Raw genomic sequence first — 12,863 nt, 5'->3', positions numbered from 1 at the left:
CATGCGCCTGCTCGTCGCCAATCCCAACACCACAGAGGCCGTGACCGCGCGCCTGATGGCGGCCGCGACCGCGGTGAAGGCCCCGGCCACCGAACTCCTCCCCATGACCGCGCCGCGCGGCGTGCCCTACATCGCCACCCGCGCCGATGCGGTGATCGGCTCGGCCGTTGCGCTGGAGATGCTGGCGGAGCGCCACGGCGAGGTGGACGCGGCGATCATCGCCGCCTTCGGCGATCCGGGCCTCGGCGGGGCGCGCGAGCTCTTCGACATTCCCGTGGTCGGCATGGCCGAGGCGGCGATGCTCACCGCCTGCATGCTCGGCCGCTCCTTCGCCATCGTCACCTTCTCCGGCGGGCTCGTCCCCTGGTACAATGAGTGCCTCGACTGGAATGGCTTACGCGGCCGCTGCGCCGGCATCTTTGCGCTGCAGGGCGCCTTCGCTTCCATTGCCGACGTGCAGGAGGAGAAGGAGGAGGCGCTGGTGGCGCTCGCCAATCGCGTGGTGGCGGAGGCCGGCGCCGATGTCGTCATCCTCGCCGGCGCGCCACTCTCCGGCCTGGCCCAGAGCGTACGGGACCGCGTGCCGGTGCCCCTGGTCGATGGCATCCAGGCGGCGGTGAAGCAGGCGGAGGCGCTGGTGGCGCTCCGGCCCGCCAAGGCGACCGAGGGCACCTTCCGCCGGCCCGCCGCCAAGACCTGCACCGGCATCCCCGAGCCGCTGCGCGCGCGCTTCGAGCGGCGCGACGGGTGAACCGGCGATCCGCCTGCCGCGCGGCGCCGTAGCTCCTCGCAAAGGAGCAGCCGATGGCCACGCGACGGATCGACCGCAGGACATGTGCCGGCTTCATGATGGCGGTGCTGATCGCCGCGACCCTCGCGTCCCCCGCTGTCCCGGCCATGGCCGACGAGGCGCGCGCCTGGGAGGTGCTCGCCGCGGGCGGCGTGGTGCTCTTCCGCCATGCCAATGCGCCGGGCGGCGGCGATCCGCCGGGGATGCGGCTCGGCGACTGCGCCAGCCAGCGCAATCTCGACGCGGCGGGACGCGAGCAGGCCGGCCGCATCGGTCGCGCCTTCGCCACGCGGGCCATCGCCATCGGCGCTGTTCTCACCTCGCAATGGTGCCGCACCCGGGAAACAGCGGCGCTCGCCTTCCCCGGCCGGGCGACGGACGCGTCGGCCTTCAATTCCTTCTTCTCGGACCGCGGTCGTGGAGAGGCCCAGACCACCGAGGGCCGGGCGATCCTCAAGGCCTGGACCGGCCACGGCGCTCTGGTGGTCGTCACCCATCAGGTGAACATCACCGCGCTCACGGGCATCTTCCCCGCCTCCGGCGAGGGCATCGTGCTGGAGCGGCGCGGCGAGGGCTTCGCGGTGGCGGGCCGGATCAGGCCCTGACGCCGCGGCGGCGCTGCCAGCGCGCGACGGCGCGGGAGAGGAAGGGCCTGACGGGCAGGAAGGCGCGATAAGCGAGCTCGAGGACCGGCGTCACGCCCGGCAGGCGGCCGAGGCGCGCAGCCCAGCGCCAGGCCGGCACCGCGCCCCAGAGCGTCACGAAAGCGTCCGCACCGGAGCGCAGCGTGCCGTCGGCCTCGCGCACATGGAACCGCGCCATGGCGGCCTCGGGCGTCAGCCGCGGATCAAGCGGCGCATCCGGCGCCGCGACATCGACGAAGCAGAGGCGCCCGTCTCCGTCCTGACGGCGGTAGAGGTCGATCTCGGCGCGGCAGAGCGGGCAGGAGCCGTCGTAGAAGACGGTCGGCCCGGGGGTGGCTGGCTTGATGTCGTCCGGCATCGCGAACCTCTCCGGGGTGTCCTGCGTTAAGCTACGCTTGGCGGACGCCGGCAGTTCTGTTTCCTGCGGCAGCCGGCCGCGCCCTGCTCCTGTCATGGTCCATCGCCGCCGGCGGGCCGTATCCGATCCACACGCCCAACGGCCGGAAGGCCAGACCCGGACCCCATCCCATGATCCAACGTCTCATCGTCGCCTATCTCGTCACCCTCGTCGCCTTCATCGTCATCGACGTGCCCTATCTCATGACCTTCGGCGTGCCGATGTTCCGGGCCGTGCTCGGCGACGTGCTGCTGCAGGATGCCCGCCTCCTCCCCGCGGCGCTCTTCTACCTGCTCTTCCCGGCTGGAATCGTGCATTTCGCCATCCGCCCGGCGCTGGCCGACGGATCGCTGGCGACTGCCGCCGGCAACGGCGCGGCCTTCGGCTTCTTCGCCTACATGACCTATGAGCTGACCAACCACGCGACGATGCGGCTGTGGAGCTGGAGCCTCGTCATTACCGACACCGCTTGGGGCACGGTTCTAACCGCCGCCTCCGCCGTTATCGGACTGCTGGTGGCGCGGCGCGTGTCGGCACGGGCGCCGGGCTGACGGCCGGCTCGCGCAGACGACGCGCCAGGAAGGCCATGACGCACATCAGGCCGGTGACGCTGAAGGCGTTGATGCGCTGAAGCGTCGCCGTCTCCTCGGCAGTGATGGCAACGAGGCCCTCGAAGCCGACGAGCCGCACCAGCGCCATCAGCACGGCAATGGCCGCGATGGTTGCGACCAGACCGATGAGGCGCTCGCGCCCCGCCAGGGTCAGCAGCGGCAGGACGAGGCAGGGCAAGTAGAAAAGCTCGACGCCGGAGGCAGGCCCCAGCGCAGCGGTGCAGAGCGCGGTGTTGCCGATGCCGGCGACCATGAGCGCGGCGGCGCCCCGCGCCTCGCCCTGGCGGAGGAGATAGGGCACGGCGGCGAAGATGGGGCCCGAGAGCCAGGAGAGCAGCGACGGCCAGGCCCGGCCGCCGAGCAGCAGGTAGAGATAGAGCGGATAGAAGGGCTGGTTCGACACGATGATGAAGGACACCGAGGCGGCAATGGAACCGCGCGGCGTCGGCGCGTCGAAATAGGCCCAGAGGCGGCGGAATGCATCCATCGTCGCGGCCAGCATGGCGTCACTCCCGGACCAACCGCATTGTCTACGCGCGAAAAGCGCCGGGAGATCTCTCGGGATGGGATTCGCGCTGTTCCGACGCTACATCATGCCGGCGGACAGCATCTTCGCGGCGCGAATAATCGCATCGACCAGCGCGTCGCGATCGATGCCCAGATCGCCTGCCGGCTCGATCAGCGTTGGCAGCCCTTCCAGCATCGAGATGACAAGGGTTGCCGTGAGGAGTGCCTTGGCAGGTGGCAGGCCGGGAGAGTCGGCCATCAAGGCGTCGCGCATGATGTCGAGATAGGATCGAAAGAACAGCAGAATGGCGTTTCTCGCCGCGTCATCGTGGCTGGCGCGGCCCTCGATCATCGCCATCACGCCGTGGTTATCCCAGTGTACCGTTTCCATCGCTGCGAACCGGACAAGGCTGGCGAAGTGCTCGCCCTCGGCGCTCACGGCGAGGACGGTTTCGATCCGCTCGCGATATGAGGCGACCGTCTGACGCACGAAGGCCTCCAGTAGCGCGGCCTTGTTGGGATAGTGATACTGGAGCGCCGCGAGGGACAGTCCGAGGCGCCTCGCGACATCGCGCATCGAAACATCATCGAGCCCCTTCTCCTGCGCCAGGCTCTTGAGGGCCTCCAGGGCACGCTGCGCCGTCGGCTTTGCCGCAACCAGCGTTCCGGTCGCGTCCTCGTCTCGGTTCGTCATCAACCATCACCCCTGCCTGTCACTTGACAGGTGCAGATCACCGCTTACCTGTCAAGTGACAGGCGGGCCTCTCGTCCGTCGCTTCGGACCATCTGGCGGGACCTGTGAGGAGCAAATATGTCGAGCGTGGACGTCATCGTGATTGGCGCGGGCCTGGCGGGTCTGTCGGCAGCCTGGCGGCTGAAGGAGAGCGGCGCCTCGGTGCGCTTGCTTGAGGCCCGTTCGCGCGTCGGCGGCCGCGTTCTGTCCGAGGGCCTTGCGCCAGACCACGCCCAGGGCCGGGGTCAGGTCATCGATCTCGGGGCGCAGTTCATCGGCGATGCCCACACACGGATGTCCTCTCTCGTCGCGGAAGTCGGCCTGACACGCATTCAGCGGAGCCGCATCGGCAAGAGCATCTATCTGGCTTCGCACCATGCGAAGCCCGTCCTTGCCAATGACGACGGGCCGCCGCCGTCGACCCTGGGCAAACTCGACGCGATGCAGATCGACTGGCGGATCGGCCGCCATCTGCGGTACTTGCGTCGCACCGGCGCGGCGGCCCTCGATGACGTGACGGCGGCGCGATACCTGCACCAGATCGCCTTCACGGACGAGGCGCGCCGTTTCATGACGGGCTACATCGAAGCCGAGTTCTGCGCGCCTGCCGACGCCGTCTCGGCGCGCGAGCTTCTGGAGCAGCTCGCCTCCCTCGGCGGGCGCGCGGCGGAGGCGGATTCAGCTGGATGGTTCCTTGCGCAAGGGACTGGTCCCCTCGCGGATCATCTGGCGGCCCGGCTTGGATCGTCGGTGGTTCTCAACGCGCCGGTCCGGCGCGTGCAACAGGACGCGGACCTCGTCATTGTCGAGACGGAGACGGCGGCTTACCGGGCGCGCCATCTGATAGTCGCGGCGCCGCCGCAGCTCTATGGTGCCATGGGTCTTCTTCCCCTGCTGCCGGACCATCGCCGGTCGGTAATTGCGAGCTACCGGTCAGGTTCAGTGATCAAGACAGTGCTGGTCTTCGAGACGCCGTGGTGGCGTGACCAGGGGCTCTCGGGGTCGCTGCTCGCTCCCGGCGGTCTGTGCAACGCCGCCCTCGACGCGTCCTCGCCCCACGCAGCCACCGGCGTGCTCGTGCTGTTCTCGACAGCGGCCAGCGGGCAGGAGCTCGGTCGAACGACCGTTGAGGCCGACCGGGTGACACGCGTCATGGACTGGCTGCGCTCCGTGACCAACAAGACCGTTCCGGAGCCGATCGCCGGGCGCTCCACGGACTGGAGCGCGGAGCCCTGGTCGCTGGGCGGCTATGCCAGCCGTCGGAGCCCCGGCGGATGGGCGGCGGCCCCGGACCTTTTTGCGCCGATCGGCCGCATCCATTTCGCCGGAACCGAAACGGCGACGGAGTGGCGCTCGTTCATGGAGGGCGCGCTTCAATCGGCCGAACGCGCGGCCGCGGCGGTTCGCGCCACAGCCTGACCGCCAGCGCCGCGTGGCGGTTGTCCGAATGGCGGAGATCTGGGGATGGCGGACAGGGCGAGATTCATATTTATTTCCGCCGATGTTCGCGACCGACCCAACAGGCAATCCTAGACCTCTGAAATAGCGGGATAATGGGAGCATGTTTGCCCGTCCTTGTCCATTGATGTTCGTTACAGTCGGAATTATTGTTGGGGCCCAGGTTGGGTTGGAGCCTTGGCCATGTCACGAGAGAAGCACCGCCTAAGCGCCCGCGCCGTCACTGCGCTGAAAGAGCCGGGACGCCATGCCGATGGGGGCGGGCTCTATCTCGCGATTGATGCCAAGAGCCGCCGCAGGTGGATCTATCGCTATCGTTGGGGGACAAAGGTTCGGGACCTGGGCCTTGGTGCCTGCCCGCCCGTTGGCCTCTCCGACGCGCGTGACATGGCGGAGGAAGCCCGGCGGCTGGTCGCCATGGGCAAGGACCCGATTGCAGAGCGGCGCAAGGCTGAGGCGGAAGCTGTGAAGCCCGTCACCTTCGCTCAGGCAGCGGACGAGTTGTTGGCGTCCTTCGATGGTAGCTGGCGCAATCCCAAGCACCGCGCTCAATGGCGGATGACGCTTGCGGATTACTGCAAGCCGATCCGGTCAAAGCCCGTGTCCGATATCACCACGGCTGACGTTCTCGGCATCCTCAAGCCCATGTGGCAGAAGAAGCCGGAAACCGCCTCCCGGCTGCGGGGGCGCATTGAGCGTGTGATGGGACTGGCCAAGGTTCGCGGCTGGCGTAAGGCTGAGAACCCGGCCACGTGGCGGAATAATCTCGACCAGCTTCTGCCATCGCCTCGCAAGCTGTCGCGCGGCCACCACAAGGCCCTCCCCTACAGCGAGGTTCCGGGCCTCATCGAGAAGCTGCGAGAGAATGGCAGCCACTCTGCCTTGGCGCTGGAATTCACCATTCTGACGGCTGCCCGCACGGGGGAAACCATCGGCGCGCGCTGGGAGGAATTCGACCTTGCTGAGAAGGTGTGGAACGTCCCGGCCGAACGCATGAAGGCCCGCAAGCCGCACCGCGTCCCGCTGTCGCCGCGCGCCGTCGAAATTATCCAGACCCTCTCCGAAGCGCGGAAATGCGACTTCGTGTTTTGGGGCGTCAATCGCCGCAAGCAGCACGGCCCAATGAGCCAGATGAGCCTTGCGATGGTGCTGCGGCGGCTGGAAATCCCGGCAACGGTTCACGGCTTCCGTAGCAGCTTCAAGGACTGGGCAAGCGAGACGACACCTTTCCCCAATGAGGTCTCAGAAGCCGCGTTGGCTCACGTCGTCGCCAATCAGGTGGAAGCCGCCTATCGGCGCGGCGACCTTTTCCAGAAGCGGCGAGCGCTCATGGATGCGTGGGCTGCCTTCATCGAGAAACCGCCGCAGGGGAACGTGGTGTCACTTCGAGTCACGCCTCACTGACATGCGCAAGGCTAAGCTGGTCCCCGACGTTGGTATTGACCCTAAAGGCGACCTAGAGGCTTGGGCGCGCTGGGCTGCCCAAGCCGGTATCTCAGCGTATGACCAGCTAAAGGGGCGTGGCGCGGCTGCCAAAATCCGCGATTTCGCGGTCTCCCAAGCCCTAAACATGATGAACGAGCATTCGCTCTATCAGGGGCATATACGGGGTCTGCGCCTTGCAATGCCGCACCACACGAACCCTGCAAATGTCCTAGCTGCCATAGGCGAGTACGAGAGCGATTATGCTTGGCGGCGGCTTTGGTGGATCGGTGAAATTCGCAAGGCTTACATTGACTACCGTATCGAATTGTTGCGGAACCCGATCGGCCGAGGGAACCCGCCTAAACACTTTCGTATCATGATGCTTGAAACGCCCCGAACGGACCGCGACCGCCGAGAACTAACGCGGGACCGTTGGGAACTTAGTTTAGCAATAAAGGCCTTCGATATCAGACGAGAGCGCGGCAGTTTCCGTGGGCTTGACGCCCTCGTGGACACCGCCCGCGAGGCTGGTGCTCCAGGTCTCGATGAGAACTCAAACGAGCGCGTTAAGCGGATGGCGCGGGACCTATGGCGGGACTCACACGTCTCGCTTCCGGCAGACCTTGCAGCCGCCATCGAGCATGCGCAGAAGGGGTGCAAGAATTTGCTGGAATACTTGCCCTCCGAATCGCAGTCCTGAGCCACCAGAGTGCGCCCGTTAACGCACGGTCCTGAGCGGATCGTGATGCACGGAGCGCAAGAATGGACGAACAAAACACTACGGTCGCGTTGTCTCCCCACGAGGCGGCCCGACTGGCGGGCTGTGGCCGGACCACACTTTACGCTGCTATCGCGTCCGGAAGCCTGAAAGCCCGGAAGCTCGGTCGCCGGACCCTTATCCGCCGCGACGACCTGTTGGCATGGCTCGACAGGCTGCCGACCATCGCGCCGACCAAGGCCGCGTAATGCTCCCGCAAAAAGAATGCCCGGCTCGATGGTGGAACATCGGCCGGGCTGCGTCGGAAAACCATTCTAAGGAAACCCAACACATGCAGTCCTATCAAATGAGCGCGTCTCGCGCCACCGATACCGGCTTGCCCTTTTGTGGGCTGCCGCTGTTCGACTGGGCGGCCTCGGCCGCACCTCTGCCGCCCCTCAGTGTCCGCGTTCTTACGCGGCGTTACGGGCTGACAGAGCCCATGGCTGCCGTCGTCGCGGAACTCTCCGGCTTCGGAGGGCTGGCCCATGAGTGACGTGACCCGCATCGTCATCGAGGTGAAGGCTGGCGACGACTGGCAGCGCATGGTTTTCGATGGCCGCGAGGCCTGGGCCTTGGCCCGCCTCATCGAAGCGGGGGACAAGGGCATCACGCCCCTAGAGCGGCCCGCGCCCCGATGGTCCGCGTATGTGTTCAAGCTGCGGCAAGCCGGGCTGGCAATCGAGACGATCCACCAAGCCCACTTGGGACCCTTTGCGGGCCACCACGGGCGTTACGTGCTGCGGACCCCTGTTCGGGTACTTCATGAGGTGGCGGCATGAGCGACCTGACCTTGCCGCTCCTCATCGCGGAATGGCCCCGCAACAGCCGTGACCGCATCCGCGTGAGGCTCAACGCCTTCAACGGCCGGACCACCATCGAACTGCGGGAGTGGTACCCGACCGATGGCGATTACAAGCCGGGAAAGGCTGGCATCACGTTGAGCGTGGAGCACGTCCGCACCCTGGCTGATGCCTTCGCCAAGGCTCTGGCAGAGGCTGAGAGCCGCAATCTCCTGCCGCCCGCTGGGTAGGTAGCCAAAACGCCCCGTCGCCGTGTGTGACTCTCCCAAACCCACGGCGGCGCCCTCAATAAACAAAGGGCGGAAATTCATGGCCAGAGCGACCAAGCTTCGGGATGAGGCTCACGTTCGGATCTATCGCAAATGGCTGGCAAAGCCAGCGTGGCGGACCCTTTCGCCCATCGCGAAGGTTGGTCTTGTGGAGGTGCTTGGCCGGTACCATCCGGACAGGAACCCCCTTGTACAGCTTTCCGTTAGAGACCTCGCTGACATTCTCGATAGCAGCAAGACGACCGCGGCGACGGTTTTTTGGCAGTTAGAGGACAGGGGCTGGATAATGCCCGTGGAGCGCAGCCGCTTCGCAAAACCGCTGCCCACAACCTACCGGCTGACTATGTTCAGGGACCCCGCAAGCAACGAACCACCATCGCGTGAATTCGAGACATGGGAGCCACTATTGCGTTCAGCGCCGGGAGGCCGATAGGCTGCCGTGTCGACAAGAGCCGTCCATATCAGGCGGCCGTCTAAAGGGGGCTGTCATGAGGGCGATTGTGGTCATTGCGGCGGGGCTCGCTGTGGGTGCGTGCGCACGCGCCGAAGCAATCCGGACATCCGGGAATACGATGGTTGTTCAGGCTCGCGCCGCGCCTGCCTGTGGGCCGGACGGTGCGGCCCGCGTCGCGGTTGCTACCGTCGCGGTGGAAACCCTGCGGGCAGGCTATGACCGATACGTCATCAACGGCGGGCAGGCTGGCAGCAACGTGCAGGTTCATCAGATGCCGGGCCACGTCCAGCACAGCGGCACGCTTACCTATGGTCGCGGTTCCGGCTTCTATAGTGGCACGTCTACCTATGTGCCGGGTCCCACCATCGTCACCGGCGGGCACAATCAGAACCTGGCCATCACCATGTTCAGGGTTGGCGAGCCGGGGGCGGAAAATGCCATCGACGCCAAGCAAATCCTTGGACCCGAATGGGCGGACAAGGTGCGAAACGGAATTGGTACGTGCCTGTGATGAGGCTGGGTTGTGTCCCTCTGGCCGGACTGCACAGTCCAGATTGAGGGACACGACAGTCCGGTATCGAGGACACTAAACCTCCATAGCGGGCAGCGCAGTCAGTCCGTTAAAGCGCTGTTATCTCAGCAGAATAGTGGGATTTATGTCATCCCCCAAAAAGAGGGCGCGCACAGCTACATTTATCTAATTACGGCGCTCCCGCAGGGCTGCGGCACCCTCTCCCCGACCCGCCGATGGTCCAACAGAAGCCCCAAATGGCGGGCGGCCCCTCCCATTTTTCGGAAGCCGGAAAAGGAGCGACTGTCTCGATGGTCCGGCTGCAATTTCGTGACGCTGCCAAGGTCCCTGCGACCAGTAGGCGCGCGCGATAAACGGTCGGCTCCTGAAAAATGCAGGCAAATGCAGACACTGCCCTATCGGGAGCGCATCTAAACTAGGGCAGCTTAGGCGACCGCCTCCCTCCCCCATAAAAGAGCTTATACGAAGGATTTCAGTGCATTGACGGGGTGCAGGCTGAGGGGTGCGCCCCTCAGCCAACTAGTGCCACAAGACCCCAGACCATCGCCCCCAGAATGGCGAGCACAACGGCAGCGAGGAGCCAGCCGAACCACCCCAGGTCTCGGAACGACGGGCGGTCGGAGAAGACCAGCCTCACAGCACGCGACCTAGCGCCCGCCTTCGCCTTCAAGGTAGCGGAGGAGCGCAAGCGTCATGTTTCGCTGGCCGTAGCAAGCGAGGCAGGTTGATTGCTCCTCGACCAGAAGCCGCGCCGTCGCAAGCGCACCCTCGTGCGACAGGGGGACCGGGAAGTCCGTCACAATCTCATCCCATGGCCCGCCATAGGTGGCGGCAACGATGCGTGCTTCCTCCTCGTGGTCGGAGGTTTCCGGCGTCTGATTGAATGCGGCCATTCCTGCCCGGTAGCGCAGAACAAGGTCTAAGGCCGGGTCCAAGGGAGCGGCGATGGTGGCGGGAGCGGCGACACTCGACGCAAGGGCGGCGATGGTCAAACGACGGCTGATAGCGGTCATGTGAGCCTCTGAGTTGGGGCCGATGTTGGGTTCGGCCGATGGCGACTTTTGGGAAATGTCGCTACGTCAGAGACTTAGATGCTATTGAGTGGCGGACAGGGCGGGATTCGAACCCGCGATACGGTTGCCCGTATACACACTTTCCAGGCGTGCGCCTTCAACCACTCGGCCACCTGTCCACGAAGGGCGCTGCATAAAGGCGCTGCCGCCGAATTGCAAGCGCATGACACCCCGCGGTCCGGCAGCCGCCGGACAGTCCGGATCGAACCGCGGTGGAGCGGCTCAGCGGCGCAGGAACCACTCGGTGAAGTAGCGGCTATCAGAGGCGCCGGCCGGTGCCATGACGCGGGACGCCGGGCGGGCGGCGACACGCTGGGCACTGGGGATGGCGCCGCCCTGGACGGTCCGCGGCACCGCGGTTCGCACCGCCACCTGGCGGCTCGCCGGCTGGGCAAGGCGCATCTGTGCCGTGCGGGGCGCGGCGGCGGCGCTGCGGGTGGCGCGGCTCGCGACAGCGGCCGGCGGCGCCTGGCGGGGCGAGGCCCCCTCGATGACGATGCGGGTGGAGCCGCGCTGCCGGGCGACCATCTCGAAGAGGGTGCGGGCATTGCCGGGCGCGAGGCGGATGCAGCCGTGGCTATCCACCTGGCCAAGGCGGCCGACCATGTTGGTGCCGTGGATGGCGTAGCCGCCGCGGAAGAAGATCGCCATTAGGAGCGGACGAAAGTGTTCCCTTTGAGGGCACCAGCCGAAACACAAAGCCCCGGCGGAGCTGGTCGGGGTTGCTCAGCCGGGGCTTTGTGTGATTCCAGACCAATGTTGATGACGTAGTTCTCGTCCAGCTGGGGGCGTCAAGGCCAGGCTAAATAAGCTGGATAGGCGGCACGCAGACGAAGCTCGGGAGCTCCTAGCCGTCCCTCAGCAATTCACTCGGTGCGACGCCTACGGCCCGCGCGAGTTCCGCGAGTGTATCGACCCCGACAGACACTTTGCCTGTTTCTACCCGTGAGACGTAGGATCGATCGACGCTTGCTTTCTCGGCCAACGCTTCTTGCGACAGGCCAACGGCTCGGCGAGCTCGCCTGAGATTGCGCGCAACCACTTTCCGGATGTCCATGCGTCGACGGAATGGGATTGTCGGCATGCACGCCACGGACTATCGTCCACAAAATGCTTCGCGGCATTTGGCCTGCTTTCCGTTGAATCCGTTGGGACGAACCCGCTGGAGGGTTGTTTGGCAGGCGGCTCATTGCTGATGCAGTTGTCGTCGCCGGGGATTTGCCAAGATGCGGTTTGTCGTTTCACCTTCGAGATTCCCGGGCCTGAGGTTTCGGCTTTCGTTGTCCGAAGGAAACCACGACCTGGGGCTGCGGGTCCGAGCTCGGGTTTTTGGCTCTTCCGTATGCTCGCTGTTCATGTTTGATGAACTTGGTACGTGGGCCTTCGAGCGCGGGGTGAATTGTCAGATTTTGCAAGCTTCATTTCGCGAAGAGTATCGCTTCACACTCTGGCTGGAGGACGATGTGGTTGCGGCGGAATTCCTTCTAGTTTGGGTGTTTGACGATGAGGCCTCAGCTGGTGACCAGATGATCGAATGGCGTCGCAAGTTCGCGGCGCTCCGCAAGAGAACCTCTCGGCTGGTCCATGACGCAACCGTCTTGAAGCGGGCGCTTATGTTGGCCGCGGAACCTTCGAGATCCGAGGGCGGAGGAGCTAGATATTGGCAGCAGTCAACCTGATGTCGATGCCCTTTCAGGTTGGCGATCTGGTTCGCCTGAGATCAGGAGGCCCGACGATGACGGTGGAGCGGGTTGACGAAGACGGCACAGTCCAATGCCTATGGTTTCCGACCCCGGGAAAGCCGCCTTCGAGCAGATCGTTCGCGGTCGGGGTGTTGGAGCCTTCGACGGGCAAGGGTGTTAGAACAAATGCGATCCGGTTTCGATAGCCGCCAACCGTCGACTGGAGAATGCCGGAAGATTTGAGTTTGTGACGTGCTTCCAGCCTGTTAGGCCAGTCTGAATTGGAATTTTTCACTTTTGATGCCCCCGATCGGGGACGGGGAGAGTTCCATGATGACGTCGAAGTTCACGGAGGCGCAGATCGCCTTCGTGCTGAAGCATACGGAGGACGGTGCGCCGATCGCGGAAGTCTACCGAAGGAGGGGATCTCGGACGCTACCTTCTACAATTGGCGGAAGAAGTATGCCGGGTTGATGCCGTCGGAGATGAGGCGGCTGCGGCAGGTCGTGGAAGAGAACGCCAGACTGAAGAGGATCGTCGCGGACCTGTCGCTCGACAAGGCCATGCTCCAGGACGTTTTGGCAAAAGTGAACCGCCCCCGGTTCGCCGGAGGCCTTTTGGGTTAAGTTATGCGGCCATGGCTGCCTGGTCCAGCATGGCATAGTAGCGCTCCTCGGCTTCGGCGGGCGGGATATCGCCGATGGGGCGCATCAGGCGGCGGTGATTGA

Annotated in this window: 18 protein-coding genes, 1 tRNA gene and 1 pseudogene; 13 read left to right on the top strand and 7 right to left on the bottom strand. The window is 65.2% G+C overall.

The genetic code is table 11. From position 1 onward, the window contains the following. Position 1: 1 nt before the first annotated feature. A complete protein-coding gene (locus O9344_RS04490; protein WP_298473327.1) occupies positions 2-751 on the top strand; it encodes an aspartate/glutamate racemase family protein in 750 nt (249 codons plus the stop codon). Between the two features lie 53 nt (positions 752-804). Then, complete coding sequence (locus O9344_RS04485) at positions 805-1,395, top strand: histidine phosphatase family protein (RefSeq protein WP_298473325.1); 591 nt, start codon at positions 805-807, stop codon at positions 1,393-1,395. On the opposite strand, the gene O9344_RS04480 is transcribed toward O9344_RS04485, so the two are convergent. After that, positions 1,385-1,792 carry a DUF393 domain-containing protein gene (locus O9344_RS04480; protein WP_298473324.1) on the bottom strand — a complete coding sequence of 136 codons (408 nt, stop codon included), beginning with the start codon at positions 1,790-1,792 and terminating at the stop codon, positions 1,385-1,387. The two genes, O9344_RS04485 and O9344_RS04480, sit on opposite strands and share 11 nt — an antisense overlap. A gap of 170 nt (positions 1,793-1,962) precedes the next feature. Here O9344_RS04480 and O9344_RS04475 point away from each other — a divergent pair, with 170 nt between their 5' ends. Continuing rightward, complete coding sequence (locus tag O9344_RS04475) at positions 1,963-2,382, top strand: DUF2177 family protein (protein WP_298473321.1); 420 nt, start codon at positions 1,963-1,965, stop codon at positions 2,380-2,382. Here O9344_RS04475 and O9344_RS04470 read toward each other — a convergent pair. Both O9344_RS04470 and O9344_RS04465 read right to left on the bottom strand, forming a co-directional pair. Further along, positions 2,333-2,944, bottom strand: a complete 612-nt coding sequence (locus O9344_RS04470; RefSeq protein WP_298473319.1) for a hypothetical protein — start codon at positions 2,942-2,944, stop codon at positions 2,333-2,335. The genes O9344_RS04475 and O9344_RS04470 overlap by 50 nt on opposite strands. Positions 2,945-3,028: 84 nt before the next feature. Continuing rightward, complete coding sequence (locus tag O9344_RS04465; RefSeq protein WP_298473316.1) at positions 3,029-3,643, bottom strand: TetR/AcrR family transcriptional regulator; 615 nt, start codon at positions 3,641-3,643, stop codon at positions 3,029-3,031. 117 nt (positions 3,644-3,760) lie between these two features. Here O9344_RS04465 and O9344_RS04460 point away from each other — a divergent pair, with 117 nt between their 5' ends. The 8 genes from O9344_RS04460 (at position 3,761) to O9344_RS04425 (ending at position 9,359) form a co-directional block, all read left to right on the top strand. Beyond that, on the top strand, positions 3,761-5,101 hold the full coding sequence (locus O9344_RS04460) for an NAD(P)/FAD-dependent oxidoreductase (RefSeq protein ID WP_298473314.1): 1,341 nt from the start codon (positions 3,761-3,763) through the stop codon (positions 5,099-5,101). Positions 5,102-5,323: 222 nt separating this feature from the next. Next, positions 5,324-6,544: a site-specific integrase gene (locus O9344_RS04455; RefSeq protein WP_298473312.1), complete on the top strand. Its 1,221-nt coding sequence runs from the start codon at positions 5,324-5,326 to the stop codon at positions 6,542-6,544. A gap of 1 nt (position 6,545) precedes the next feature. After that, entirely contained in the window at positions 6,546-7,265 is a 720-nt protein-coding gene (locus O9344_RS04450; protein WP_298473310.1) for a hypothetical protein, read from the top strand. A gap of 62 nt (positions 7,266-7,327) precedes the next feature. Continuing rightward, positions 7,328-7,531, top strand: a complete 204-nt coding sequence (locus tag O9344_RS04445) for a helix-turn-helix domain-containing protein (protein WP_298473308.1) — start codon at positions 7,328-7,330, stop codon at positions 7,529-7,531. Between the two features lie 83 nt (positions 7,532-7,614). After that, a complete protein-coding gene (locus O9344_RS04440) occupies positions 7,615-7,818 on the top strand; it encodes a hypothetical protein (protein ID WP_298473305.1) in 204 nt (67 codons plus the stop codon). A 49-nt stretch (positions 7,819-7,867) separates the two neighbouring features. After that, positions 7,868-8,104 carry a hypothetical protein gene (locus O9344_RS04435; RefSeq protein WP_298473874.1) on the top strand — a complete coding sequence of 79 codons (237 nt, stop codon included), beginning with the start codon at positions 7,868-7,870 and terminating at the stop codon, positions 8,102-8,104. After that, the gene (locus O9344_RS04430) at positions 8,101-8,355 is read left to right on the top strand and encodes a transcriptional coactivator p15/PC4 family protein (protein ID WP_298473304.1); all 255 of its coding nucleotides are present in this window, start codon (positions 8,101-8,103) and stop codon (positions 8,353-8,355) included. The genes O9344_RS04435 and O9344_RS04430 overlap by 4 nt, the downstream gene beginning before the upstream one ends. A 527-nt stretch (positions 8,356-8,882) precedes the next feature. Continuing rightward, the gene (locus tag O9344_RS04425; protein ID WP_298473302.1) at positions 8,883-9,359 is read left to right on the top strand and encodes a hypothetical protein; all 477 of its coding nucleotides are present in this window, start codon (positions 8,883-8,885) and stop codon (positions 9,357-9,359) included. Between the two features lie 668 nt (positions 9,360-10,027). Here the strand turns inward: O9344_RS04425 and O9344_RS04420 are convergent. The 4 genes from O9344_RS04420 to O9344_RS04405 form a co-directional block, all read right to left on the bottom strand. Beyond that, positions 10,028-10,393, bottom strand: a complete 366-nt coding sequence (locus O9344_RS04420; protein ID WP_298473300.1) for a hypothetical protein — start codon at positions 10,391-10,393, stop codon at positions 10,028-10,030. An 89-nt stretch (positions 10,394-10,482) separates the two neighbouring features. Continuing rightward, positions 10,483-10,572: transfer RNA gene (locus tag O9344_RS04415), tRNA-Ser, on the bottom strand. A 103-nt stretch (positions 10,573-10,675) separates the two neighbouring features. Beyond that, positions 10,676-11,104: a L,D-transpeptidase gene (locus O9344_RS04410; RefSeq protein WP_298473297.1), complete on the bottom strand. Its 429-nt coding sequence runs from the start codon at positions 11,102-11,104 to the stop codon at positions 10,676-10,678. A gap of 196 nt (positions 11,105-11,300) precedes the next feature. Continuing rightward, positions 11,301-11,510 carry a helix-turn-helix transcriptional regulator gene (locus O9344_RS04405; RefSeq protein WP_298473294.1) on the bottom strand — a complete coding sequence of 70 codons (210 nt, stop codon included), beginning with the start codon at positions 11,508-11,510 and terminating at the stop codon, positions 11,301-11,303. Positions 11,511-12,131: 621 nt separating this feature from the next. On the opposite strand from O9344_RS04405, the gene O9344_RS20120 reads away from it, so the two are divergent. Beyond that, a complete protein-coding gene (locus tag O9344_RS20120; protein ID WP_363321924.1) occupies positions 12,132-12,341 on the top strand; it encodes a DUF2158 domain-containing protein in 210 nt (69 codons plus the stop codon). 124 nt (positions 12,342-12,465) lie between these two features. Further along, positions 12,466-12,719: pseudogene (locus tag O9344_RS04400) on the top strand (transposase); the annotation flags it as partial. Between the last annotated feature and the right edge of the window lie 144 nt (positions 12,720-12,863).

Origin of the sequence: Phreatobacter sp., assembly GCF_027532945.1 — a bacterium.
GTDB lineage: Bacteria > Pseudomonadota > Alphaproteobacteria > Rhizobiales > Phreatobacteraceae > Phreatobacter.
The sequence above is the reverse complement of the archived record's forward strand: the minus strand, read 5'-3'. Positions and strand labels throughout refer to the sequence as shown.

Excerpts from the sequence above, each read along its gene's own strand:
- O9344_RS04490 (WP_298473327.1), top strand. The coding sequence starts at position 2 with ATGCGCCTGCTCGTCGCCAATCCCAACACCACAGAGGCCGTGACCGCG.
- O9344_RS04485 (WP_298473325.1), top strand. The coding sequence starts at position 805 with ATGGCCACGCGACGGATCGACCGCAGGACATGTGCCGGCTTCATGATG.
- O9344_RS04480 (WP_298473324.1), bottom strand. The coding sequence starts at position 1,792 with ATGCCGGACGACATCAAGCCAGCCACCCCCGGGCCGACCGTCTTCTAC.
- O9344_RS04475 (WP_298473321.1), top strand. The coding sequence starts at position 1,963 with ATGATCCAACGTCTCATCGTCGCCTATCTCGTCACCCTCGTCGCCTTC.
- O9344_RS04470 (WP_298473319.1), bottom strand. The coding sequence starts at position 2,944 with ATGCTGGCCGCGACGATGGATGCATTCCGCCGCCTCTGGGCCTATTTC.
- O9344_RS04465 (WP_298473316.1), bottom strand. The coding sequence starts at position 3,643 with ATGACGAACCGAGACGAGGACGCGACCGGAACGCTGGTTGCGGCAAAG.
- O9344_RS04460 (WP_298473314.1), top strand. The coding sequence starts at position 3,761 with ATGTCGAGCGTGGACGTCATCGTGATTGGCGCGGGCCTGGCGGGTCTG.
- O9344_RS04455 (WP_298473312.1), top strand. The coding sequence starts at position 5,324 with ATGTCACGAGAGAAGCACCGCCTAAGCGCCCGCGCCGTCACTGCGCTG.
- O9344_RS04450 (WP_298473310.1), top strand. The coding sequence starts at position 6,546 with ATGCGCAAGGCTAAGCTGGTCCCCGACGTTGGTATTGACCCTAAAGGC.
- O9344_RS04445 (WP_298473308.1), top strand. The coding sequence starts at position 7,328 with ATGGACGAACAAAACACTACGGTCGCGTTGTCTCCCCACGAGGCGGCC.
- O9344_RS04440 (WP_298473305.1), top strand. The coding sequence starts at position 7,615 with ATGCAGTCCTATCAAATGAGCGCGTCTCGCGCCACCGATACCGGCTTG.
- O9344_RS04435 (WP_298473874.1), top strand. The coding sequence starts at position 7,868 with ATGGTTTTCGATGGCCGCGAGGCCTGGGCCTTGGCCCGCCTCATCGAA.
- O9344_RS04430 (WP_298473304.1), top strand. The coding sequence starts at position 8,101 with ATGAGCGACCTGACCTTGCCGCTCCTCATCGCGGAATGGCCCCGCAAC.
- O9344_RS04425 (WP_298473302.1), top strand. The coding sequence starts at position 8,883 with ATGAGGGCGATTGTGGTCATTGCGGCGGGGCTCGCTGTGGGTGCGTGC.
- O9344_RS04420 (WP_298473300.1), bottom strand. The coding sequence starts at position 10,393 with ATGACCGCTATCAGCCGTCGTTTGACCATCGCCGCCCTTGCGTCGAGT.
- O9344_RS04410 (WP_298473297.1), bottom strand. The coding sequence starts at position 11,104 with ATGGCGATCTTCTTCCGCGGCGGCTACGCCATCCACGGCACCAACATG.
- O9344_RS04405 (WP_298473294.1), bottom strand. The coding sequence starts at position 11,510 with ATGGACATCCGGAAAGTGGTTGCGCGCAATCTCAGGCGAGCTCGCCGA.
- O9344_RS20120 (WP_363321924.1), top strand. The coding sequence starts at position 12,132 with ATGTCGATGCCCTTTCAGGTTGGCGATCTGGTTCGCCTGAGATCAGGA.